The following is a 23,563-nucleotide window of genomic DNA, read 5'->3' as shown; positions in this document are numbered from 1 at the left end:
TGTTATAGAGTTTATGTTAATTAATTATAATTTTTATTAACTTATTGGTTAATTTGTGTTAAAGAATATGAGTAGGATAAAGAAATCATTTGATGATTATGTTGTGTATTTTAAGGAAGGTAAACTTAATGACACTAATATTGCAAAGGAAATGGGCGTCTCAAAAGCGAATGTAAGTAAAATGAGACACAAATGGGAAGCGGTTAAAGACAATTCTGAATATGTTAGAGACAATAAACTTACTATTCATGAAGATACTCTGACTAATATCTTACTTCATGCGTCTCAAAGTAATGCACAAGCACGTGATCTAAAGAGTCAGTTTAGTATTGCTCGTAGCCTTCTAGGAATAGAATTTATAAATTCATTTAGTAGGTATGTAGAGTTAGAACTTAAAACTCATGATGATCAAATAGATAAAATAGAGTCTAAGATTATAAGTCTTTCTAAAGAGTGTGAACATTCACAAGAAGAAAATAGTAATGAAGACTTAACACTTCAACTGTCACAACTTAAAAAAGAAAGGGAAGTTAAGAAAATGCAGTTGTATTATGAGATGCTGCAAAAGCTAAAAGCAACAGATGTAGAGTCACGTTTTAAATTTCAAGTTTAAAGGTTAAGAAATGGATATATATAAATTACCAATGTTTAAAGAAATGCAAAGGGATTATAAACGTGAATTTGGGATTGATATATTAAAGTATATTAAGTTTAAAGAAGTAGAAGTTGATTTTAAAGGGTTTGAGAATAAATATTTAACTAAAAAACAGCTTGAAGTAATACGCAGTATAGAAATAAATAATCAAAGTAAAATTATCTTAAGTGGTGGCATTGCAAGTGGAAAAACCTTTTTAGCATGTTATTTGTTCTTAAAAATCTTGATTAAGAATAGAAATTTATATAAACAAGATACCAATAATTTTATATTGGGTAATTCACAAAAATCATTAGAGATTAATGTTTTAGGTCAATTTGAAAAGCTTGCTAATATGCTAAATATCCCATTTTTACCTAAGTTTTCTAATACATCATATTTTGAACTTGATTCATTAAGAGTTAACCTTTATGGTGGTGATAAGGCCAGTGATTTTGAAAGATTTAGGGGAAGCAACTCAGCTCTTATATATGTAAATGAAGCAACAACTCTACATAAGGAAACATTAATAGAATGTTTAAAAAGACTTAGAGTGGGTATGCAAACAATTATTTTTGATACTAACCCCGACAGTCCTGACCACTTTTTTAAAACTGATTATATTGATAATACTAATACTTATTCTACATATAACTTTACAACTTATGATAATAATCTAATTTCAAAAGAATTTATTAAAACACAAGAAGAAATTTATAAAGACAAGCCAACATATAAAGCCAAAGTCCTTTTAGGCGAATGGGTTGCTCCGTGTGATGCTATATTTACCAATATTAATGTTACAAGTGAGCATGAATTTGTAAATCCAATAGCATATCTAGACCCCGCATACAGTATTGGTGGTGATAATACTGCACTTTGTGTATTAGAAAGAGTAGATAATAAGTATTATGCATTTCTATTTCAAGAAAAACTACCATTTGGTGATCCTAAGGTGTTAAACACAATCAAAACTATATTAGGAAATCTAAATGTGCATACCCTTTATGTTGAAGATAGAGATAATATTTCAGGACATGGGAATGTAACACAAACCTTTTTAAAACTTAGATCAAGTATGAATCATAAGTTTAGGATTGCACCGATAAAACCTATAAGTAATAAATTTACAAGAATTGCTACACTGATAGAACCCTTATCAACCTCAAGGCTTAGTATTTTGGATTATTCAAGTAAATCAAGTATATCAGATATGTATAAATATAAAGGGGATGGTAAGAGTGATGATGATTCATTAGATAGTCTTTCAGCATCATATATGTTGTTAAGTCTAAATATGCGCTCTCTTAAAGCCCATTTTAGTAAAATAAGGTTCCTATAATGCATAAAATATTATATAATAATTAAATAAGGAGAGTTTATGCAAGAATCATCATTACAGTCTGTTGGAAGCGTACAAGTTTTTAGTGGTCATATAACTGAGGATATGATCTATCAAGAATTTATAAGGCTTGGAATGCAAGAGTTTATTGCAAATGATCTTTCTAAAAGATATTACCATAATGAACTTACTTACAAAGATATTGAGTATTTAGAAAATAATTTTAATTTTAGATTTGAAAAACTAGAAGAGAAGATTGATGGTGTTGAGAAGAGATTAGAAGAGAAGATTGATGGTGTAGAAAAAAGATTAGAAGATAGAATTAATAGTGTTGAGAGTAATTTGAATTTAAAAATAGAGATGACAGAACGTAGCTTAAAATCTGAAATCACATCTGTAAGAATTGAACTAGATAATAAGATAGATAATGTAGAGAATAATTTAAATGCAAAGATAGATAATGTAAGAAGTGAATTAAAATCAGATATCAAAGATTTAGATAGTAATATGGACCTTAACAGAATGGAGTTAGATAATAAAATAGATAAAACAGCATCAGAACTTAAGAGTACGTTAAGAGTGCATAATTGGATGCTTGGAACAATTATTACTATGTGTTTAGGAATTTTATTGACACTAATCTTTAAATAAAATCAATGTAAGTTCAATATCTCCTTCTTAAAGTCATATTTAAACAACAAATTTTTTTCACAACCCTTATTTTTTTGTTAAAAATACTTAGCAAAAACTAAGTATTGAGTTATATTTTTTATGGTTAAAGGTTAGAAGAATAAATGAGATTAGATTTCAAATTTCATGCTAAAGATCTATACAAGTATTCAATATTCTTTAGAAATTACATCTCAAATGTAGCAGAAGACGTTCTTAAGAATGGGATCATTTTAAATAGTGTAATGCCTACTTCTTTGTCTATTGAAGATGCTCTAGATGCGTTAAAAATAGAATTAAAAGCAACATTATTTCAGTGCATAATCAGTTATCGTTTCAATGGTGTTGGGTATATTTTAGTTAAAACAGAAGACCAACTACAAGATTTACACTTAGAAGTAAATAAAGAATTTCCTACTGGATTTATGTATCTTGATTATAACAGTGTTCGTGATGAGGGGCCTGATGCTACTTATATAACATACAATTTGAAAATAAATGAAAACGATCAGATATCTTATAAGGAAATAAAAATTCATAAGAGTAGAGTAATAATACACTCTAATTATGACTATATACTTAAAGCATACAGTCCATGTTATACCCAAAGCTTTTTGCTTAATATATATCTTTTTGAACAAATATATAAAGAAATAGAAAAGAGAATAGAGAGTCATAATTTTCTATTTTATAAAGATGAATCATTAGTAGAATTACAAGATGCTTTAGTTAATGCTAAAACATCTCTAGATCTTTTAACTAAGGGTGTTGATAAGGGAAGTTTATTTACTAATATATTTAAAAGGAATGATGATGAGCATATAAGAAAGTTTAAAGGTGTAAATAATGAACTTGAAAGAGAACTATATAGACTTAGAAATAATTTAAATAATGACGGCATATTTTATAGTGGTACATCAGATGCTTCACTTGAAGTTATTAAGTATGACATAACCTATTTAAAAGAGGCTTTAGCATTAGTAAAAGCAAAGATAGGAGCTGATACTAAGGAGCCTTTAACTAGAAGCTTTAATGAACAAGTTAAGGGGCTTGGTAGTGATGGTAAAGGGGACAGATCTAACTATTACGACTTTTTAAAAGGTGTTCAAGAAGAGTTAGAAATTAATTGCAATAGTAAACTTAATAAATATTATTATTTAGACATTAGATTTAACTCATTGCATATGCTCACTGAAGAAGAAAAGTATGAAAGAGATTCCAAACTTATAGAATTAACCCTTAAATACAAGGAATTAGAAGCAAGTAATACGTTAAGTAAAAGTGAACTTGAGACTTTAAGATCAAAATTATTTTTTTATGAAAGCTAAAAGGAGAGTTTATGAACCAAGAGATACAAGAAAATGTAGACAGTACACAAGAAGATACTTTAATTCAAAATACAGAGGGTAATAAAGAGAATACAGACAGTATTACTTTAAGTTTAAAAGAATATGAAGAATATAAGGCATATAAAGCATCAAAAGAATCTGAAGGTAAGAATTTAACTATTAATGAAAGGATATCAAAAGAACTTTCAGAGTCACAAGCGCGTTTAGAAGAAGAAAATAAATTATTAAGTGAAGCTTCTCGTATTAATGAGATTGATAATTTAGCTCGTAAGCATTTAAGTAGTCATTTTAATAAAGAGACATTACTTGCTAAGGGATACTTATTAAAAGACATAATGCAAGCACAGCGTAGGGAGCTTGTTAGAAAATATGTACCCATTGAAGAGATTTATGCTATTGCTAAGGTAAGAGATACTAGTCATCTAGATGGTGAATTACTTGAACAACTTGTAAACCTTGCTAAAGTAAACATAAAGAAAAGAATACAATCTACAAGTGTCAATTCAAAAGGTGAGATTAAACTAGCCTTAACAAATGAGGATATCTCAATCTTAGATTCTAATTTTACTCCCCAAAATTTTAGTGAGTTTAATATTTCTATTGCTAATGCTTATAAAGAAAAAAGAAATCAATTTTATAAATCTAGAAAGCAAAAAACTGCTTAAGGAGCAACATATATGTCAGATACCAATATAACACAACTTAAAAAAGATTATGATGCCAAAGTAAAAGAAATACAAGCTTTAATGAAAAATCCTAATAGAGATGCTGGGCTTTTTCATGTAGATATAGGTTTTAAAGACAAAGGTGTACACTTTGCAAATCAAGGTGGTACTCTAACTAGCAGTGTTGACAAATTAGAAAATTATCCCGTTAAAGGATACCCATACAAACGTGGCGTTAAGCTATCTTACGAAGCAAATGATAGTGATGAGCCTTGTGTTGAAGCCGGGGGTGGTAATGATCTATATGGTATATGCATAGATATTGATGAGTTTACACAGACTGCTACAGTGATACCAATAACAAATAACTTTACTGGATATTTAGTAGTAAAAAAGGATAGTCAAAGTCAAATTACACCTGATGTCAAGGTTAAATTTGATTCAAATGGAGAGATTGAAAATGACAGTGGTTCAAACACAACTATAAATGGTGTTGCCTTATCAAGTGCATTTAAAATCAATGATAACCTTTACATAGCACTTGTAAGTATATTTGGGAACAGAGGGTATAAATAATAGTGAGTAACAAGGGTAATCAAAATCCAAGCTTAGTACCTAATTTGGGACATGGAACACTTGAACCCGATATGTATGCTGGCATGGATGATAATGAACTGATTGAGACTTTAAAACAACAGTTACAACAAGAACAAATAAAAGAAGATGATGAAGACAATGATGATGAACAAAAAGACGAAGAACAAGGAGAAGAATTACAACAACCTTCTAGAACAAGAGGACGAAGTAGAAGAAAAAGGCAAGCAGCAGTACTTGAAACTGATGAGGGTAAGTCATTGAAGGACGCTATATTAAAGTTAAAAAAATACTCTAAAAGTTTTAATTATGATGAAAGGTCAGTATTTAAAGCTAAAATTGATTTTAGAGATAAAAACTTAACATTTGATGCTATATCTCAATCTGTATCAAGTAGTACAGATAAGTTAGAAGAATACCCTGCTATAGGATTCCCATACAAGCGTGCGGTTAAATTAAAAATTGAAACTTCAAAATCTGATGAAGTTCAAGTTGAAGTATCTGATGGTAAAAATATGTATGGAATATGCATAGACATTGATGAGCATACTAATGTAGCAACAGTAATACCTATAACAAATAATTTTGAAGGGTATGTAATTGCTAGCAGTCCTTCAGGTATTGAAATAGGAAATAAATTAGATTTCAATTCAGATGGAGAAGTTATTAAAGCATCTAATGATTCACAAGTATCAATTAAAGCTATTGCATTATCAAATGTATTTACATTAAATCTTACTGATGACACATCTAAAAAAGAACAAGAGGATTATAAGCTGTATTTAATAAAGATAGCCATTTATGGTAATAAGGCCGTTTCTTGAAGTAAAGCAAAAGGTTAGGAGGTTAAAGTGTCAACAAACATAACTCAGTTAGTAACTGACTATCAAGAAAAACTTAAAAAAATAAAAAAACAAATGAAAAACCCTACTAGTGATGCTGGAACTTTTAGTAATAAAGTTGATTTTAGGGATAAAAATAGACATTTACAAAATCAAGGTGGTACTGTAACTAGTAGGCATGACAAATTAGAGAATTACTTCTTTACAGGCTATCCATATAAAAGAGGAGTAAAGCTAGTTGTAGATACAGTACAAAACAATCAACCACATTATGAACCTCATGTTGAAGTTGGTGGTGAGGATGACATTTATGGCATATGTACAGACATAGATGAGTTTACTAATACTGCTACAGTAATTCCTATTACAAATAACTTCCAGGGGTATTTAATAGCAAAAGAAAGCAGTGGCATAAAAAGAAAAGACAAACTTAAATTTGGTACAAATGGTGAGCTTGAAAAGGATAGTTCAAATAATGGAAAAATTAATGCCATGGCATTATCAGATGTAATCGAACTTGATACTGAAAAAAAGCTTTGCATAGTAAATGTAGCTATTTATGGTAATAAAGGTAAACCAAGTTAATAAGTTAAAGGAGGTTAAAGATGTCAGAATTATATGATCAAAATTATTATGCTAAAGAGATAGCAAATATATTTAATGAAGTAAAGTTACCAATATTTTATAATTGGTTTTCTAGTGAACAAATTGAAGATGTAGATTTAAAGACAGGGTACTTAAAAACAATAAAATGGGATGCCTTTCTTAATGCTAATCCAACAACATTAGTAAATGAAGTTAATACTATTGCTACTATTGGTTTTCGTTCAGAAGCAGTTAGACTTAATTATCTCAAATTACAATATAAGTTTAGACATTTAAAGCAAACTTCTGAAGGATTTTATAAAAATAATGATTATGCAGGTGATGTAAATAATAATTTACTTCCATTTAGGGAAGCATATAAGCTTGCAAGTAATGAAATTATTAAACTTATAAATCACTTTATATTGACTGGTTCTGTCTCAATCCAAAAAGATGGTAAGAATCAAAAACGTATGCTTCCTAATATGTATGGACTGCTTAATATGCCAGATCAAGTAAAAGAAGAAGTAAGCAATGGTGATAAAGAAAAGATGGATAAGATCTTTGAAAAAATTGAAGCAGGACTTGCAAAATTAGAACTTGGTGATGAGTTTTCTACTCCATTTATGGTACTAGTTGATCCAAAAACAAGTTTAAAATTAGTTAAACCATATGCAATAACGAATACTTCAACATCATCTAGTTCTCATACATATTCTTCAACTGATTCATGGGAAGATTTCCTTATCAAGACTATTAAAGCTGTTAATAATAGACAAGAAGTATATATCCAAACATCTAACTTACTCTCAAATCAGATATTAATTTACCCATTAAATTCAGAATTAATTAAATTTAAACCAAGTAAGTATATGCTACCAATGCCAAATGAACAAGTTGATAAAGATTCAACTGATATTGCACATTCATACATTGATTTTGTTTTAGGGGGTCTTATTGCAACAGCAAAGAGCATATTAAGAGTTGATATTAAGCAAAGTTAATTATTAGTAGAAGAGGAGTAAATATGTCATCAGAATTGCAAACACTTCATAGTAAGATATTAAGTTTACTTAATTTAAATGAAGAAGTATTGTCATTTACTCAGTTTGAAACTTATACAGAATTACTTGAGATGATAATAACTACCAAAGGCATTAATGCTGACATGCTTACCTCCTCACATCTGATATTACTACTTTATTACTATATAGGTTGTAAACTAAATCAAGCCGGTGTGATACGTGAATTTGGTCTTGATCGGATAAAGAGTGAGAAGATTAATGATCTTGAAATTTCATATCACCCTATTGGTAATGAATCTAATGCAAACACAAGTTTTTGTAGTCAGTTTGAATCTTTACTTAGTAGTCTTAAAATCCAAACAACTAATCCACCTTGTTGTATAGGAATCCTCAAATGATGACACATAATAATAGTATTAGAACTAGACTAGCAAGCTCAGCATCAAGAGTAATCTCTTACTTTAAGAATGAAGAGACATTTAAGCTCTATAAAGGCACTTATGCTTATTTAGAAGACTTATCAGATTATCAATTGACATATGATAAGAACAACTTTGAGCAGTTTACAGGCGTATTTTTCAGTATAGAATCAGATGAACTTACAAATTTATATGATTCCAATCTTTATGATATAAAGTCGCTTCATAAACTTTATACTACATCTAATTTAGAGTTTGAACTTAAAGATAGAATATCAGATTCTAATATGTTTTATGAAATAGTGAGTATTGACTCTAGTATTGGCTATCTTACTATCATTTTGAAGGTAATAGAATGGAAATAGAGATTGAGATTGGTTGGTTTGATAAAAGAAATGCAAAAATTGCTCGTATGCATGAATTTGGTAGTAGCAAATTACCTTCAAGATCACACTTATATGCTGTTGCTAATGAAATGGGATTTAGGGAAAACATAGACACAATTTATATAAGAAATTGCTTTATGCAAAATCCTAAAAAAGGTATGCAAGCTATAGCCGAGGCCTTTATAGCTTATTACACTAATTATGTAATTTCAAACAAAGTAAAACCTCAAATACAAGCTAAAACCATTGCATATAAAAAAAGAAAAGGATCATCTTATCCAACATCAACATTAATTGATACTGCAAATATGCTTAATTCTATTAGTTATAGGATAAACTAGTGATACTCAATATTAAGGTTATACATACTTGTTTACTAGATTATCTAAAAAGTTTTAAAGAAGTCATTAAGAACTTAGGAATAAGCTTAGACATAATTCATACATATAATCATCCATACATGTCTAAACACACTACTAAGCTTGAAAATATATGTGCAGTTAAATTTGAAAATATAGATAACTTATTAATACCAAATTCAAGATGCGGTGAATTTTACTCTAATGTCAATGAGTTTAGTTTGCATTTTCAAATATTTATTTTAAGTCAAGTTATAGATTCTAAAGATAGGGATTCATATTACACAATGCTTCAAATTTATAGTTTGTTAACTGATTTTATTTATGAGAATACTTGTAAGTTAACACTAGAACAAGAAGAAGATGATAAATATTCACTTCAAGTTAACTTATATATCTATCCTACAACAAATATGCAAAACAGTGGACTTATTAAAATTGATTCCAATTATAGCAATGTTGCTTATTGTTGTAGTCAAAACTTTAAAGCTAATGCACAGATTATACAAAAATTAAAGGAGGCTAATATTGCCACAAGACACAATTAACGTCAATTTAACTCATCAGGCCTTAGATATAAAACATGTAAATTATTACCAGCCCTTACTTGTGTATAAAACAGATAAGATTAAACTTAATACTTCAACACCTAAGGTTAAGATATTAAACTTAAATATAAATAGCTTTACAAAGCAAATTGATGCACTTGAAAAAGAAGGTAGCAACGGTGATGATGAATTTAACAAGGAAAAAGCCTACCTAAAAAAAGCAATACAAGCATTCTTCTCAGCAGGCGAGCAAGGCTTAAGATCAGTTAAACTCCTTATATATAAAGAGGGTACAGAATCAAAGGAAATTAAAAACCAGTTACAAGAAAACAGATATACTTTTGTTGTTCTTATAAATACTTATAAAGATAATACCGACGGTGGCGATGGCCTTACTGTATATAAAGATGACTATCAATATTTTAAAGAAGATAAGCACTTTTTTGTATTCGCAACAAAAGAATCTGAAATAAAAGAGTTATTTAAAGATAGTACTAACTCTAAAGCCAAAATTATTGTTATTCATTCTAAAAAAGAAGAACATTTACATTTAAGATTTATATCTAAATACTTACATGAAGCTAGTATATTTCATTCAACCAATCCTTATGGACTTAAGTTCAGTGGTATGAATCCCATTACTGATAGTGGTGATATTGACAAACTTAGAAAAGCTAATATTAATTTTTACTCATTGCTTAATGAAACGGGTCTTGATGGTGTTAAGGCATTTAAAGAAGGTGTAACTCTTGAAGGAGCTGCAATTGATGAATTATTTACTTATCACTATATCAAATATGAGCTCACCTTTGAACTTATTAGGGTATGGAATGTTAATAATAGACAAAACAGTAAATTATCAGCTTTACAACTTGATGGTAAAAAAGATAATGCATATACTACTGCTATTGAATGTAAACTTAAGAGTTTCATTGATAAAGGTATGATTGTCTCATACTCAGATCTTCACATTGCCATACAGTCAAGTTCAAGCTTAAAACTTTTACTATCACTAAATATTGTTTACAACTTTAGTATGAATAGCGTGCTTCTTAATATTACTTCACAAGACATTAGTGATTATTTAAATACTTTATCCAGTTAAGAGGAGGGTTTAAGCTTTGAATAATTTATATAAATTAACAGATGTTTATTTTTCAATAGGTGGTAGGCAAATTAACAGTGGAAAATTAGAATTTACAAGTGAACCTACAACAAGAGCAATAATTAGCAATGAAGACAGAGGCCTGCCCGTTATTAGTCTTAGGGATCCTAAAACCATTACTTATATATTCAACATTGAAGTTACGCTTGGTAGCCAAGATTACATTTTACTTACACAACTAGCAGATGATCAGTTTTATAACATGAACATAAGTAAAAATGACAAGATGTTAGATCTTGTATTTAATGATCGTATTTCAACAAAAATTATTAGTAATACTGCTGTATTTACAGAAGAACCCTCTAGAAGCTACTCATCTGAAGCTGAAAAGGTTACTTTTGAGATCAGAGCAATTAATTGTGAAAAAATAACCAAAATAAATTAAAGGACAGATAATGATTACAAGATATAAAATGCAAATTTTAAGTAAAGATAAAACTTATGAGTACCAACTAAAAGTATTACCAATGTATGAATGGGATTCTATATTAGGATTTTCACAAAATGAAGGCACCCAAAAACTGAACGAAATTAAATATTTAAAGGAAATTACCAATTTAATGATAAAACCAGGATTTTTAGATGAATTTTATCTTATTTTGGATAATAATAGAGAATTTGCTACTTATTATAAAGATTACCTTGTAGCAATTATATACTGTGTAGAGTTTAATATATTTCATTTAGATCCCGAATTTAAAAAGCCATCTTTTATTTTCCTTAAAGAATATGAAAATAATGTTGGAGACTTTGTTCAATTTGATTATATAAATGACACAGAATTTAATTATGAACACGTTGTAAATAAGATAAAGGATAATAATCAAGATAGGATAACCTTATGATTACTAAAGATGCTCTTCAGTTTATAAAAAGTCTACAGACTACTAGAGAACGCTATTTTGCTTTACTTGAAGAAGTTAAAAAAAATAAATACTGGCTACCAATATTTACAAATGTATGCTCTTACAATGAAGTTAAAAGCATGTTTTATGATGAACTCATGGAAGTTAATAAAATATCTGAAGCTAAGTTAGAAAAACAAATATTAGAACTTATTCTTTCTAAGTGAGGATACGTGTGAATGATAAATTTACAATCAAATTTAAAGGGGTCTTAGATCACGCAGCAACGCGCAAATCATTAGAAAATGATATATCCAAGTTAGAAAATCTAATCAAACCCAAACGAACATCACTTGGAAGTACAAAAGACTTTATTAAATATAACTTACAAGAAAAAAAACGCGAACTTAAAAACCAAACCAAATATGAAAAATTAAGAGACAAAGTAGAAAAGTTTAGACTTAGTGAAACTAAAAAACTCATAAAGCAAGGCTATACATTCCAAAAAGCACAACGTGAAGCATTTAAACGTTCTACTATGTCATCAGAAGATTTAAGAACATTAGAATATAAAAAATTAAAAGAAGAGAGTAAACGAAAAGGTAAGTTAACACAACAAAATAAAGTAGGAATTGGTATCCCAAGTATTGCAATAGGAACTGCCATTGGAAATATAGTATCTCATGCTATAAAAAAGGTTTCTTCTAATACTCTTGGATTTGCAAAAGAAGCTATAAAAGAACAAGCTATTGCAAAAAGATTTAATCTTATAAATTCTAGGATATTTGAAAAAAACGAAAAAGCAAGCTTAATGAGTAATCTACATGGCATGAAAACATTTGAGCAAACCAAAAGCATAGAAGAATTCTTAAGCAAAGCTGGTGTCATTAAGGGTACCCTTGCTAACTTGGGACTTGATAATGAAAATAATGTATTAAAATCTGTGGAACTTGCTGCTAAGCTTAAGGCAAGTGGTATTGCTTCAAGTGATGACGATGCTATATCTTCTGTGATTGAACTTCTAAGTGGTAAAGGTAATGCAATTTTTACAATGATGAGTCAGTTTAAAAAAGTTAGAAAAGATTATCTTGAACAATCACAAATGCAATATGAACAAGGAGCTACTCTAGACTTAAGCTCTAGAACCAAAATGATAGAAAAGATACTAAAAGACTTTAACTCTTTAAATATCACGCAACATGCAAGTGCTGCTGATAAAGCAGTAAGCAATATTTACAAATTAGATGATGAGCTTAAAGAACTAACTGCTAAGGTTATGGATCCTTTAGTAAAAGTCACTGCGGATCTACTCGCATGGCTTAAAGACTTTAAGTTTAAAACACATATCGTTGATCCCTTAATAAACGGAATCAAAAATATTTTTTCTTTAGATATCTTAATTGCAAGACTTAAATCAATACTTCCTAAATTCTTAGGAGGGGACGGTGGTGAGAGTCTAGCTAAACTTCAAGAAGAATCAGATAAATCTGTATCTACACCATAATTTAACTTTTAAATGAGGAGGGTTACTTAAATATTGAACAATAATACATTATCACCACATGAAATATTTCAAATAATTAGAGATGTTTCAACCCAAATCTTTGCTTTATTTAGTACTGATAACTTTATAGTTCTTTTTCCAAGACCCGATCTTAAAGGAATGGGATACCTTCCACAACTATTTTTTATTAAACCAAAGTCTGAACTTATTACTAGAACTTATAACACAAGTTGTTCTAAACGTCCTGTTATCAATTATTATTCTAGAAAAGCTGAATATGTAAGCTATAATCCAACTCTAACAGCCGAGACTATATCACTCTCAGGTGGCATCTTAACAAATTTATATAAAGAAATGTTAACACCGCTCAAATCAAGTTATTTTGGTAATTGTCTACTCGAATTTGATAGTAATTTGGTAAAAGAACAACTAGCATCTAGACTACAAGCTCAAGTACCATTTACTGCTTACAGTCCATCATTTGGTATTAAAGATTTGGTTGTTATAAATTCAATCACATTTAAAGATACTCCTTTTATTGATGAAGTTGAAGTTAGTCTCAATATGGAGGTTATTAAAACATTTTCATTAAGAAAATATAAAGGATAGCTTAATGATATTACTCAAGTATGACTTTAAAATTGAATTTTACTCTACTATTAACTCATCCAATTCTGATATTACGGGTGAGGCTATAACTGAAGATGTTCCTAAAATTGTTATAGATACACAAGATGGTATACACATAGATATTTCCATATCTAACATTTATTCAAGCTATAATTTTGTAAGAGCAAAACAAGCAAAGCTAGTACTTTGGAACTTGCCATTAGATTTTACTTCTGATGTAAAAGAAGGAGATGTTGTAAAAATATTTTATAAAAAATATGCTCATGAAAAAGAATTTGAATTTATCATGGCAGGGTATCTTGGCGTTCCAATGAGTACTGATTATCCTAGTGGTGATTTTAGTGTAGAACTTGAGATTCACTTAGCCTCAAAAAGTAATTTTTTCAATCGTGAACTTAAAACTAAACAATTTAAAGGTATGAGTGTAGAGGCTGCTATTAAATCAGCTTTCCCAAATAGAAATATTATCAATATGAGCACTGATGACAAGCTTAGAGTCATTGAAGAAAACTTTTACGCAACAACTCCAAAAGAATTTATAGAAAAACTATCTAAAAAATATGTCAAAAGCGCATTAGCAGACGTTGGTAATGGAATAGACAAAGTTGAATGTAATTTTATATTTACAAACTATATGAAAACTGGTCCTTCTACTCATTATGAAAAACTTGAAGATTACGGACTGCAGTTTATACCTCAACAAGAAATAACATTAGGTTCTAACCGTAATATAAGGCTCATATATTGGAAAGCCAAAGTAACTTATACACATAAGTTAAGAGTTGGTGATAAAGTATCATTTATCGATTCTCTTGGAAATACAATCAAGAACACCATTAGTGAAACAAATGCTACACTTAGTAATTCTAATGAATGCTCACTCATGCTTAAACTTTATGATGACTCAAATGGTGTTCAAATTTAAATCATAATTCAAAAGGAGATACATATGCACTCTAACTACGAATTTTATAGAATGAATCAAAATCTATATGGATCTGCCCTAACACAAGAAGAAATAAAAAAATGGATATTCAATAATATCTTCATTACTAAAATAGGTAAAGTTAAAACCTTTGATCCAAATTCACAAAAAGGTGTTGTAATAATTGAAGAATTTGATAACATCGAAATTGAAACACAAAACATATCAAATATTAACATAAACCCAAATGAAGGTGAAATGGTATTATTACTTCAATCTAATATCAACCTTTTCAATCACGATGATAATATTAACTTTGACAAAAATCATTTCTATATATTAAGTATTATAAATCCCAAATATCTAGAAATGGCTTGTGATGATATCAAATTAAAAACCATTAATAAAATTGATATTAAATCTAACAATCAAATCAACGCAAATTCTGATCACGATATCAATCTAAATGCAAATCAAAACATCAACATTAATTGTGTCGATTTTAGTATTAAGGCTGAAGATGATGTTGTAATTAAAGCTAATGATGACATTGATATTAATTCAAATTACAATCTTGATTTAATAGGTAAAAATAAAGTTCGCATTAAATCTAATAATAAAATTGATATAAGCAACAATTCTGAAACTTTAAAAAGTATTTTAATTGATATAACATACGCTATTACTAATTTAAGAGTTACTGGTCAAGCTATTATAGATGAATCTAGTAGAGCTGGTCTTTATAGTCTTAGAAACAGAATTTATGATTTACTTGGTTAGATTTTTGCTAAAATAGTTATATATTTATTTTCGTGGTTAAAGGTAATAAAGATTGGATATCAAAATTAATAACAACTTCGATTTAATATTTAACAATGACTTAAATATCATAGATGGTGTTGAAGAACAAAAACAACGCTTGTTTATATTCCTTAAAACACTAAAGGGAAGTATATCTTACGCACCCCAGTGGGGACTTGACTATTTATATCTTTTAAAAGTATGTAAATTAGGAAAGCTAAATCAAATTAAAACATACTTTTACAATATAGTTAATGAATTACAAATTAATCTTGTAGGAATCAAAGTTGAAATTAAACTTAAAAAATTAAATATTACATTTTACTTCCCAGGTGATTCACTTGAAACGGTTATTAATACATGAGTATCATATTTGATCCCAATTTTGGAATTTTAAAACAAAATATTTCCCAAATCGTAGAGACTAAAAAAGAATATTTAATGCAAATGTATAATGTTGTAATAAGTGATGACCCATCTTCAATTTATAATATTATAGCAACCTCACTTTCAATTGTAGAAGAACAGATCATTAATGAACTTAATTTATTTTTTGATAAAATGCAACCCGGTGGAGAATTTTTCCAAATTATTCAAAAATATATAACTTCAAATAGTATTACCCAACCTGGAGTAATAAAAGCATTACTTAACCTAGATAAAGTTGAATATGCTAATCTTACAAGTGAAGCTGGTAAGGTTAAGATATATCTACTCTTAAATGAATCTGTATTAAATACATCTAAAGATCAAATTCAAGATTCTAAATTTAAAGCCAATCTTTGGAATATGCTTTATGAAACTGTTCCTAGTGGTACTAACCTTGAAGGAGATATTGAAATTGATGGCATGAATGAAATAAATCAAAAAAAAGTATACAAAGTCACACTTGGTAAGAAAAAGTATCTTTATCTTAAAGTTAAATACAGTCTAGATATTAAAAACCATACTTATCTTAACATTGATAAACAAATACGAAATATCTATGATCGCATCATCAAAAACAATTATTCTGATATGGGTATTAGCTTTGAATATCAAGATTTCCTTGCTCCCGTTAATGAAATTAAAGGTATTAAAAGCATGAAAATATTTGCAGTAACTAAAGATGATACAAGTACAAACATATCAGATTTAAGTAGTGAATTTAATAGTAATGAAAATAAAGATATTACTGTACAACCTTCAGAGTTACTTGTATTTGATACTACTCATAGATTAATCATTGATATTGAAAGTTAGGAGCTAAATTTTGAATCAACTTGGGTTTACTCGAAATAGTCAACTTGATAAGTTTATACAAAATGAACTTAACTTTGCTAATGTAATGCTATCTGAACTTGTAAGTCTAAATTCTAACTTTACTGGACTACCAATTAGTAAACACTGCACATCTAGATTCATTGCTACTTGGCTATCTAAGATATTTAATATATTTTATGTTGAAACACAACCTGTTCAAGATCTTACAAAAAATATTGATAGTATTATTTATGCATTAAAACACATTGGTACTGACGCATCTTTTACTAAGTTATTTAAAACTTTTCTTAATGTTGATATTGAAATTACAGTACCAAGTGATGGTGTTATTAATATAAAATTACTAGGTGCTGTTAAAACAAACTTTACTGCTAAAATCTCACCTAGTTCTACTACTAATAGAAATAGAAAAATCAAATTATGTTATAAAAAAGAAAATGAAAATATCCAATGTAAAATCTTAATTTTTCACTTCCTTCCTAAAGGATATGCTGAATCTATTTACACGTTCCTAAAAAACTTAATACCAATTGGAAGGGCCTTAAAATTATATGACATGGAAAATAAGGAAATTGCTAAATTTAATATTTAAAAGGAGTTTGTATAAATGAGTGACCAAGACGATTGTATTCAAATTAAAGATTTAAATAGACTTGAATCAGTTAAAAATACTGATTTATTACTACTCGATGATGGTATTTCAAGTTGTAATGCTATTACTTTTGAAAATTTCCTTAAAACTACTAAAGAAAAAACTTTTAAAGGTGAAGGACTTACTTATTTTAAAGAAATTATTAAAAGTACTATTGCTACAGAATTACAACAAGATGAGGATTTTATAAATCAAGTTTACAGTAAAATACTTAACAAATTTTTAAATGATGACTCTAGTAGTATTTCAAATACATATAGTAAAGTTAAAGATAAACTTGGAAGTGGATTATCAACATATAGTTTAAGCAAAGATGACTACTTTGTTACTTTAAATTACAGTTCACTGCAAAAAGCAAAAATACCCGAATACTTAACAGGAATCCCTTCAGAGTTCAATTCAACAAGAGAAGGAACCACAAGCTCATCCATTTATGAATCTTCACTTAGAAGGCAAGCTTACAGATTAGACATGACATCACAGTATTCAAATCAAGATGTAACTCTTGTTTTCTACAGCTCTGATGATGACAAGCCTATTTACTTAGATATATATGTTGATGTTTCAATTTATGCTGGAAATAGCAGTGTCAAAAAATATGTGTATCTTAAATATTCTAGTGAATCACAAAAGTCAATTATCTATGAACGCGGGGGTAGCAATATGACTTTAAATGATTATTCTCCTCTTTTTAGAGGTTGGTATATTCAAAAACGTTTATATAAAAGTGGTAGCTATGTACCTGCCTTAGTAAAGTTATAAATTAAATAGCAAAAACTATTTTTTGATATATAGTTGTAGCTACATAATTTTAAAGTGAGGTTAAAGCATAAATGAATGATACAAATATAAATAATTTAACACAGCTTTTACTTGGTATTGATGGCAATAAGTTACTTGTTATCTCAGGTTTAATCCTAGGGCTGGCATTTTTATTAAAACCAGTACTTAAAGACATTTTAAATATCTTATTAGATAAGTTTAAAACACAATGCAAACAAAAAGACAAAGATGAGAAGGAGGGGTTATGATACTTGCAAAGCAACATCTAGATACTGCTTTAGAGTCAATATCCAATTTAATTGATACACTTTCAAACTTCAAAGACGGCAGTTTCAATGAGAATGCTCATAAAGCATTTTCACTATTGTGTGAATTTTATTTAGAATATGAACAAATCTACACTAAAAATATGGAAATACTAGATAATGCATTAACTCCACAAATCAAGTTGGATCTTGAACCTATCCAAACCAAAATAAAAGCATTTATAGACAAAGTCAATAGCAACCCAAATAATATGAAATTGCCTTCACAAATTACATATCACGAAAAGGAGACAAAATGAAATTAAGTACTGCTAAAACCAGTGTTGAAATTCTAAACAAATTTACAGATATCATCAAAAACAATAACCAAAATAAAAACACTGCTACATACATTAATATTTTCACTAAAGTAGTCAATTACTTTTACTGTCTATATGAAGCTAGTGTATATCAAATGGAACAAAAGGAAGCTATCAAACTATTATCTGAAATTGAAGAAATACTAAGAATTAATATTGAAATAATAGAAACTGCTGATGAGTATGATGAACTTTCAAAATACATATCTCAACTTAGAGCTAAACGCAACAAAATAATGAGTACTTACATCAAAATGTTAAAGGAGGCCTAATTTGAAAAAGCTTATAAATTTAACTTTTTTAACACTTATCTTCTCATGTACAACCATAGCATCACTAACAGAAGAACCAACGCCACCTAAGGAACAAACTCTTACAGAGTTAAATGCATATGAAGCAAAGTTATCTGATTATGTTATGTATTTACAAGTATTTTTAACTAGAACAAAGAAAAAGGTTAATGACCCAAAGTATCCTAAGTTTACCTACTTTGATGCTTCTACACTTAAATCAAATCATACAATTGAAGATTTAATGTTTAATATAAATTTATTTCAAAAATATATTCAAGTCACTAAACCTATTGTACAAATAGTGTACAACAAGTATTCGAAATTAAAAAACTAAATAAGTAGAATAAGATAAGCCTTGAAGGCTTATCTTTATAAATAAATAGAGGTTAAAATTACACACCCTATTTACATAGGTAACTAAAATTCTCATCACTAGCTATAGATCCAAAAAGCCTTAATGGACTTTGACCATATTTAGGTTCTCTACACACTAGAAATTTAGAAAACCCTTCTACAACTCCTGGATCAGACTCTGTTTTTTTTAAATAACAATTTAATAATCGTGTCCAGTACTCTACTGTTTTAAGCTCTGGTTTGTTTTCAAAATAATTAAGTATATTAGAATCATCATCTTCTTGTAATTGATGTAAAAACTTATCTATCATTTCTAGACTATCAAAAGGAGTATTATCTAATTGTGAATGCATTCTCTTAGATGCTTGAAGTAAATTCTTGTAATAATAATATTTAGAAGGTACACGCTTAACTGTTTCATTGCTAAAAAGCATAGAATCATGACTAATGGATTGCATTTTCATTGTCGATTTAGAATCGGTTGTTTTAGTATTCTCTATTTTTTGTATATTTTGTTCTTCACAAATCATGTCCACATCTCCTAATTCTTCTCTTATATATGGCATACTCTCGAGACCTGCTCCTGGCAAGGTCCTACATAAACAACTGACTGCACATTTCCTTAACATGAATATTTGTTTATCTCGCCATATAGGTGTGTTCTTATAATATTCACTAAGTAAGATAGAAAAACTGTAACGACTACCATCATCTGATTTGAAATAAGCTGTACACTGTAAATCTTCTCTCTCTACTATATTACCTTTAAAGTCAAATTTACGTGTTTTAACTGGCTCTTCTTTAAACTCAAGAGTATATCTATTATACCCAGCCTCGTATGCTCGTATAAGCAATGTTTGATATGCTACAACAACTGTATAACGTCCATTAAAAGGAATTATATATGCTTCTTTTTTAAAAGGATTTAGATTGTTTATCTGAAGAAGTGTTAAGATTTCCCTCTCTGAAGCAAAGTCCATTCCTTTAAGTCCATACATACTCTTATATGCTTTCCATACTTCATAAATATTATTTGAATTCATTTTATCTGCTATTGTATTAATAGTAGTGGATATTTCACCTCTTGTTATACTATATTCTATCTTTGCTTGATTTTCATTTGTTACTATATTTTGACTGCTTGTTACTGTATCTTTAACCTCTTCTCTTTTTAAGCTTTTATTTGCTTTACCCATCTTATTTTTTATATTTTTCATACTAATCTCCAGCATAGTTTTTACTAATATAAAAATATATTATAATAAACAAAAATTTTTGTCAAGTTATTTAAAATAAAAAAGCAAATACTATATAAATAGTAAAACTACGTTTCAAAATTCAAGACAATAAAATTAACTCTTCATTAGATATTCTTTTTCAAGAATGCCTAATGAAGAGTTAAAATCTATCATGTTGATAAACTTAATAGGATACGTATGAATCACGAATCCTATATAAATGTATATATCAAACTCAATATAAAATCAACTCTTCATTAGATATTCTTTTTCAAGAATGCCTAATGAAGAGTTAAAATCTACCATGTTGAAAACTTTGCTGGATTTATATGACAAATACAAATCCATTTATATAAATATATATACCAATCCTACGATAAAATCAACTACTTTCGCAAAGGACAATCAATACTATATAGTTATTCTCTTATTTCCTTGAGCTCTCAAATTCATTTACAAATTCTTTAAGCAAGTCTTGTTTTTGCAAAAAAAGTCTATCTAAAATAAAACCCGTAAGCTTTGCATTTTTCTTATAAAAATCATAACTATTTTGATTTTTAAGTTGAAACCTTAATGGTTTTATTAAGTTTTCTTTTGAACGATTTTTCTTTACATCTACTTCCCTAATTTTCCTATAAGCTTCCCTAAATCCAATCTGTTTAATTTCATCCATATTTAATTCACCCATTAACACACGTCTATAAAGCCTTAAATATAAAAATGCTTGACTCCTTCCTATCACAAATTGGGACAAAAAATCTACAAATCTTCTATAACCATCGATGCGATAAAGTTTCTTTTCTCTTATGTTATACAAAATTTCCATAATCTCAATTTTATTATTTATTTCATTTACAGTAATCTTTTTTAGCCTATCTTTATAATTTTGATATTCTTTTTCATCATTTTTGATATTTGATGAACTTTCACCAAATCCAACATTCCTATCATTTAGAATTATCTCTTTCTTGTCCTTTTTTGACATATTATTGCTCCTTTTACGTTGTTTTTCAATATTATAAAAAGTTACGCTAGCGTAACTTTTTATAATATTTTTTCTAAAACCTCTTTAGCCTCTTTATAATAAATATCCTTACCATTAGGTTCATTTAGTTCGTTAATCAAAACTTTAATGCTATTAGCACTATGGATTTTTCCTTTAATTAACAATCCATACTTTCTGAATAACAATTTTTCTATGTCTTTTAAAGTATTTCTATTCTTAATAAATTGACTTTCTATTATAGAAACTTCTATTTTTTTCCTTTTGAAAACATTAAACTCTTCTATTGTATTCATTAGTATAGAAAATGCTTCAACAGACCATCTTTCTAGTTGAACGGGAATTACAATTTTATCTGTAACATTTAAAGCATTATACAATAAAAAATTTAAACCTGGAGATGTATCAATTATTACATAATCAAAATTATGAACAGATAAAATTTTATCCAAACAATTTTCCAACAGCTGCTCTTTATATCTCTCATCTTCTTGTTCAAACTTATATAAAACTGGATGAGAAGCTATGATACACATATTGTCGTTTATTTCGTTAATATATTTATCTAAATTAGAGGCTTTATGTGATTTAAGCATATAATACACGTTAACGCCTTTAATTTTTTTTATATGACTTATAAAATAACTGGTTAAACTATTTTGTGGATCCAGATCAATTAGCAATACCTTTTTATTCATGTCTCTTAAGATATAACTAAAAATAATTGTTAATACACTTTTCCCAACACCACCCTTAAGGCTTGCAATTGTAATTATTTCTGGTTTTTTTCTATCCATTTAGTTATAAGGCCTCCATCCGGTAATTTCCTTCCATAAAATTCATATATTTGCCCTTCTAATTTCTTTAATAAAGAAATTAATGTCTGACAATATTTTGTTTTCATTTTTTCACTTCTAGTCAAATAATAAATCCCTTGTATATAACAAAAAACACTGCCTTTTTTAAATCTAAATTCTATATAATAAGCTTTTGAAAAACTATATTTTTTGACTTCTCCATTTTCTTGATATTTTGATATGATATTTTTTATAGGTTTCCTATGGCCATAATAAATACCTAAAAACTTGTCACCATCTCTTAAAGTAAATAAATGGAAAAGCTGTTTTTTATCTCTATACCAACTTCTTAAGATGATATAAAATTTGTCGTTTTGAGTTTCGTTTATTCCGAATGTATAAAAATCTAGCATAATCCTTGTATGATAAAATGTTTTGTCATTTTTCTTATCTATTAGAACAAATAACTTGCTCTTTTTTTGGTTTTCTTCGAATTTTTTTATCTTTAATTTTTTTTCTTCTAACTTTTTTGAGTTTATTATATTTATTTTATATCTCATATTCCTCTCTCAAAAATTTGTTTCTTTATGTAAAAAATTTTTTTCTATTTTTAAGTCATGCAACCATTTTTTTGTTTTCAGCATACTATTTTCATATCTCTTTTTGTTTGTGTTTTCTTTTATTTTATCCAAGTATCTCATTGTTTTCCATTTAGATGTCTCATTTATTAATAAGTCTATGCTACTTGTTGTTTGTTTTTTTTCCTTTTTATTATTAATAATATTATTATTTATATAATGACTGACATTTTTAGTTGCATTTTTAGATTTTGAAATTTTAACTTTCCTATTTTTGAAGTATTCTTTTTGTGTTTCTTTTGTAAATTTGAGTATTTTGTTTATGTCATGTTCGATTATTGTGTCTTTTGATTCAAGCAAACGTTTTAAATTATTGGTGCTGTATTTATTTATTGTATATCTTATGTATGTTCCGTTTCCTTCACCCAGTCTTAATAAAGTTTTTTTAATAATGCCTTTATTGCATAAAAAGGCTAAATCTTTTCTTAAAGTTCTCAGTGTAATTTGTTTAAGGTTATCCTTAATCAAAAAATTATTTAGTGTGTTCAATATAACCGTTTGGTTATACTTAATTAGGTTTTTTTGGAAGTACTTAAGTATTGATATTATTTTGTAATATCTATTGTGAGATTTTTTTAATTGTTTTATGAATGGCTTTGTTTTCTTTTTGTAATTATTATTAATATTCAT

The 23,563-nt window shown here is 27.9% G+C and carries 34 protein-coding genes; 29 read left to right on the top strand and 5 right to left on the bottom strand.

The annotated features are described in order from the left end of the window. Positions 1 to 67: 67 nt before the first annotated feature. From bcCo53_RS04890 to bcCo53_RS04750, 29 genes are all read left to right on the top strand, one after another. The gene (locus bcCo53_RS04890) at positions 68 to 613 is read left to right on the top strand and encodes a DUF603 domain-containing protein (RefSeq protein ID WP_025408694.1); all 546 of its coding nucleotides are present in this window, start codon (positions 68 to 70) and stop codon (positions 611 to 613) included. A 10-nt stretch (positions 614 to 623) separates the two neighbouring features. Next, positions 624 to 1,976 carry a PBSX family phage terminase large subunit gene (locus tag bcCo53_RS04885; RefSeq protein ID WP_246938381.1) on the top strand — a complete coding sequence of 451 codons (1,353 nt, stop codon included), beginning with the start codon at positions 624 to 626 and terminating at the stop codon, positions 1,974 to 1,976. Positions 1,977 to 2,015: 39 nt separating this feature from the next. Next, positions 2,016 to 2,627 (top strand): Bdr family repetitive protein, encoded by a 612-nt coding sequence (gene bdr, locus bcCo53_RS04880; protein WP_025409112.1) that lies wholly within the window; start codon positions 2,016 to 2,018, stop codon positions 2,625 to 2,627. A 143-nt stretch (positions 2,628 to 2,770) separates the two neighbouring features. After that, positions 2,771 to 3,973, top strand: a complete 1,203-nt coding sequence (locus tag bcCo53_RS04875) for an anti-CBASS protein Acb1 family protein (RefSeq protein ID WP_246938380.1) — start codon at positions 2,771 to 2,773, stop codon at positions 3,971 to 3,973. An 11-nt stretch (positions 3,974 to 3,984) separates the two neighbouring features. Continuing rightward, positions 3,985 to 4,659 (top strand): DUF1357 family protein, encoded by a 675-nt coding sequence (locus tag bcCo53_RS04870; RefSeq protein ID WP_051480110.1) that lies wholly within the window; start codon positions 3,985 to 3,987, stop codon positions 4,657 to 4,659. Positions 4,660 to 4,671: 12 nt separating this feature from the next. Then, positions 4,672 to 5,235 carry a DUF228 domain-containing protein gene (locus tag bcCo53_RS04865; protein ID WP_025409018.1) on the top strand — a complete coding sequence of 188 codons (564 nt, stop codon included), beginning with the start codon at positions 4,672 to 4,674 and terminating at the stop codon, positions 5,233 to 5,235. Between the two features lie 2 nt (positions 5,236 to 5,237). Then, positions 5,238 to 6,077: a DUF228 domain-containing protein gene (locus bcCo53_RS04860; protein WP_051480102.1), complete on the top strand. Its 840-nt coding sequence runs from the start codon at positions 5,238 to 5,240 to the stop codon at positions 6,075 to 6,077. Between the two features lie 27 nt (positions 6,078 to 6,104). After that, complete coding sequence (locus bcCo53_RS04855) at positions 6,105 to 6,680, top strand: DUF228 domain-containing protein (RefSeq protein WP_025408878.1); 576 nt, start codon at positions 6,105 to 6,107, stop codon at positions 6,678 to 6,680. Positions 6,681 to 6,700: 20 nt separating this feature from the next. Beyond that, complete coding sequence (locus bcCo53_RS04850; RefSeq protein WP_025408877.1) at positions 6,701 to 7,684, top strand: hypothetical protein; 984 nt, start codon at positions 6,701 to 6,703, stop codon at positions 7,682 to 7,684. 23 nt (positions 7,685 to 7,707) lie between these two features. Then, the gene (locus bcCo53_RS04845) at positions 7,708 to 8,103 is read left to right on the top strand and encodes a DUF3890 domain-containing protein (protein ID WP_025409094.1); all 396 of its coding nucleotides are present in this window, start codon (positions 7,708 to 7,710) and stop codon (positions 8,101 to 8,103) included. Further along, positions 8,100 to 8,489 (top strand): DUF1506 family protein, encoded by a 390-nt coding sequence (locus tag bcCo53_RS04840; RefSeq protein WP_241766598.1) that lies wholly within the window; start codon positions 8,100 to 8,102, stop codon positions 8,487 to 8,489. The genes bcCo53_RS04845 and bcCo53_RS04840 overlap by 4 nt, the downstream gene beginning before the upstream one ends. Beyond that, the gene (locus bcCo53_RS04835; RefSeq protein ID WP_025409092.1) at positions 8,480 to 8,851 is read left to right on the top strand and encodes a hypothetical protein; all 372 of its coding nucleotides are present in this window, start codon (positions 8,480 to 8,482) and stop codon (positions 8,849 to 8,851) included. The genes bcCo53_RS04840 and bcCo53_RS04835 overlap by 10 nt, the downstream gene beginning before the upstream one ends. After that, the gene (locus bcCo53_RS04830) at positions 8,851 to 9,417 is read left to right on the top strand and encodes a DUF764 family protein (RefSeq protein WP_025409054.1); all 567 of its coding nucleotides are present in this window, start codon (positions 8,851 to 8,853) and stop codon (positions 9,415 to 9,417) included. The genes bcCo53_RS04835 and bcCo53_RS04830 overlap by 1 nt, the downstream gene beginning before the upstream one ends. Continuing rightward, positions 9,398 to 10,522 carry a DUF787 family protein gene (locus bcCo53_RS04825; protein WP_025408872.1) on the top strand — a complete coding sequence of 375 codons (1,125 nt, stop codon included), beginning with the start codon at positions 9,398 to 9,400 and terminating at the stop codon, positions 10,520 to 10,522. Before bcCo53_RS04830 ends, bcCo53_RS04825 begins: the two co-directional genes overlap by 20 nt. Positions 10,523 to 10,538: 16 nt before the next feature. Continuing rightward, entirely contained in the window at positions 10,539 to 10,967 is a 429-nt protein-coding gene (locus bcCo53_RS04820) for a DUF1463 family protein (protein WP_246938365.1), read from the top strand. Positions 10,968 to 10,977: 10 nt separating this feature from the next. Beyond that, positions 10,978 to 11,427: a DUF1473 family protein gene (locus bcCo53_RS04815; RefSeq protein ID WP_246938364.1), complete on the top strand. Its 450-nt coding sequence runs from the start codon at positions 10,978 to 10,980 to the stop codon at positions 11,425 to 11,427. Then, entirely contained in the window at positions 11,424 to 11,654 is a 231-nt protein-coding gene (locus bcCo53_RS04810) for a DUF1322 family protein (protein ID WP_025408755.1), read from the top strand. The genes bcCo53_RS04815 and bcCo53_RS04810 overlap by 4 nt, the downstream gene beginning before the upstream one ends. Positions 11,655 to 11,662: 8 nt before the next feature. After that, positions 11,663 to 12,931, top strand: a complete 1,269-nt coding sequence (locus bcCo53_RS04805) for a DUF759 family protein (RefSeq protein ID WP_025408754.1) — start codon at positions 11,663 to 11,665, stop codon at positions 12,929 to 12,931. A gap of 30 nt (positions 12,932 to 12,961) precedes the next feature. Then, positions 12,962 to 13,540: a DUF792 family protein gene (locus bcCo53_RS04800; protein ID WP_041178855.1), complete on the top strand. Its 579-nt coding sequence runs from the start codon at positions 12,962 to 12,964 to the stop codon at positions 13,538 to 13,540. A gap of 4 nt (positions 13,541 to 13,544) precedes the next feature. Continuing rightward, the gene (locus bcCo53_RS04795) at positions 13,545 to 14,486 is read left to right on the top strand and encodes a DUF693 family protein (RefSeq protein ID WP_246938391.1); all 942 of its coding nucleotides are present in this window, start codon (positions 13,545 to 13,547) and stop codon (positions 14,484 to 14,486) included. Positions 14,487 to 14,510: 24 nt separating this feature from the next. Beyond that, positions 14,511 to 15,266 carry a DUF777 family protein gene (locus tag bcCo53_RS04790; protein ID WP_281507453.1) on the top strand — a complete coding sequence of 252 codons (756 nt, stop codon included), beginning with the start codon at positions 14,511 to 14,513 and terminating at the stop codon, positions 15,264 to 15,266. A 52-nt stretch (positions 15,267 to 15,318) separates the two neighbouring features. Then, positions 15,319 to 15,651 carry a contractile injection system sheath initiator gene (locus bcCo53_RS04785; RefSeq protein WP_025409076.1) on the top strand — a complete coding sequence of 111 codons (333 nt, stop codon included), beginning with the start codon at positions 15,319 to 15,321 and terminating at the stop codon, positions 15,649 to 15,651. Continuing rightward, the gene (locus bcCo53_RS04780) at positions 15,648 to 16,529 is read left to right on the top strand and encodes a DUF276 domain-containing protein (RefSeq protein WP_246938389.1); all 882 of its coding nucleotides are present in this window, start codon (positions 15,648 to 15,650) and stop codon (positions 16,527 to 16,529) included. The genes bcCo53_RS04785 and bcCo53_RS04780 overlap by 4 nt, the downstream gene beginning before the upstream one ends. A gap of 10 nt (positions 16,530 to 16,539) precedes the next feature. Next, positions 16,540 to 17,142, top strand: coding sequence for a DUF735 family protein (locus bcCo53_RS04775; protein ID WP_025409039.1), 603 nt, complete (start codon positions 16,540 to 16,542; stop codon positions 17,140 to 17,142). A gap of 15 nt (positions 17,143 to 17,157) precedes the next feature. Beyond that, on the top strand, positions 17,158 to 17,964 hold the full coding sequence (locus bcCo53_RS04770) for a DUF685 domain-containing protein (RefSeq protein ID WP_246938388.1): 807 nt from the start codon (positions 17,158 to 17,160) through the stop codon (positions 17,962 to 17,964). Positions 17,965 to 18,035: 71 nt separating this feature from the next. Then, positions 18,036 to 18,233, top strand: a complete 198-nt coding sequence (locus tag bcCo53_RS04765) for a hypothetical protein (RefSeq protein ID WP_025408684.1) — start codon at positions 18,036 to 18,038, stop codon at positions 18,231 to 18,233. Continuing rightward, on the top strand, positions 18,230 to 18,550 hold the full coding sequence (locus tag bcCo53_RS04760; protein ID WP_246938387.1) for a BlyB family putative holin accessory protein: 321 nt from the start codon (positions 18,230 to 18,232) through the stop codon (positions 18,548 to 18,550). The genes bcCo53_RS04765 and bcCo53_RS04760 overlap by 4 nt, the downstream gene beginning before the upstream one ends. Next, positions 18,547 to 18,882: a BlyB family putative holin accessory protein gene (locus tag bcCo53_RS04755; RefSeq protein ID WP_041178854.1), complete on the top strand. Its 336-nt coding sequence runs from the start codon at positions 18,547 to 18,549 to the stop codon at positions 18,880 to 18,882. The genes bcCo53_RS04760 and bcCo53_RS04755 overlap by 4 nt, the downstream gene beginning before the upstream one ends. 1 nt (position 18,883) lies before the next feature. After that, a complete protein-coding gene (locus tag bcCo53_RS04750; protein WP_246938359.1) occupies positions 18,884 to 19,237 on the top strand; it encodes a BBA14 family lipoprotein in 354 nt (117 codons plus the stop codon). 67 nt (positions 19,238 to 19,304) lie between these two features. Here the strand turns inward: bcCo53_RS04750 and bcCo53_RS04745 are convergent, their stop codons facing one another. From bcCo53_RS04745 to bcCo53_RS04725, 5 genes are all read right to left on the bottom strand, one after another. Beyond that, complete coding sequence (locus tag bcCo53_RS04745; protein WP_246938386.1) at positions 19,305 to 20,474, bottom strand: recombinase RecT; 1,170 nt, start codon at positions 20,472 to 20,474, stop codon at positions 19,305 to 19,307. A 448-nt stretch (positions 20,475 to 20,922) separates the two neighbouring features. After that, the gene (locus bcCo53_RS04740; RefSeq protein WP_025408963.1) at positions 20,923 to 21,480 is read right to left on the bottom strand and encodes a chromosome replication/partitioning protein; all 558 of its coding nucleotides are present in this window, start codon (positions 21,478 to 21,480) and stop codon (positions 20,923 to 20,925) included. A 59-nt stretch (positions 21,481 to 21,539) separates the two neighbouring features. After that, positions 21,540 to 22,295: a ParA family protein gene (locus bcCo53_RS04735; RefSeq protein WP_028328309.1), complete on the bottom strand. Its 756-nt coding sequence runs from the start codon at positions 22,293 to 22,295 to the stop codon at positions 21,540 to 21,542. Further along, a complete protein-coding gene (locus bcCo53_RS04730) occupies positions 22,271 to 22,855 on the bottom strand; it encodes a DUF226 domain-containing protein (RefSeq protein ID WP_051428645.1) in 585 nt (194 codons plus the stop codon). The genes bcCo53_RS04735 and bcCo53_RS04730 overlap by 25 nt, the downstream gene beginning before the upstream one ends. A 9-nt stretch (positions 22,856 to 22,864) precedes the next feature. Beyond that, positions 22,865 to 23,563: a plasmid maintenance protein gene (locus bcCo53_RS04725; protein WP_028328308.1), complete on the bottom strand. Its 699-nt coding sequence runs from the start codon at positions 23,561 to 23,563 to the stop codon at positions 22,865 to 22,867.

Source organism: Borrelia coriaceae, from assembly GCF_023035295.1.
Taxonomy (GTDB): Bacteria; Spirochaetota; Spirochaetia; order Borreliales; family Borreliaceae; genus Borrelia; species Borrelia coriaceae.
Note: the sequence above shows the minus strand (reverse complement) of the source record. Positions and strands in the feature narration are given on the sequence as shown.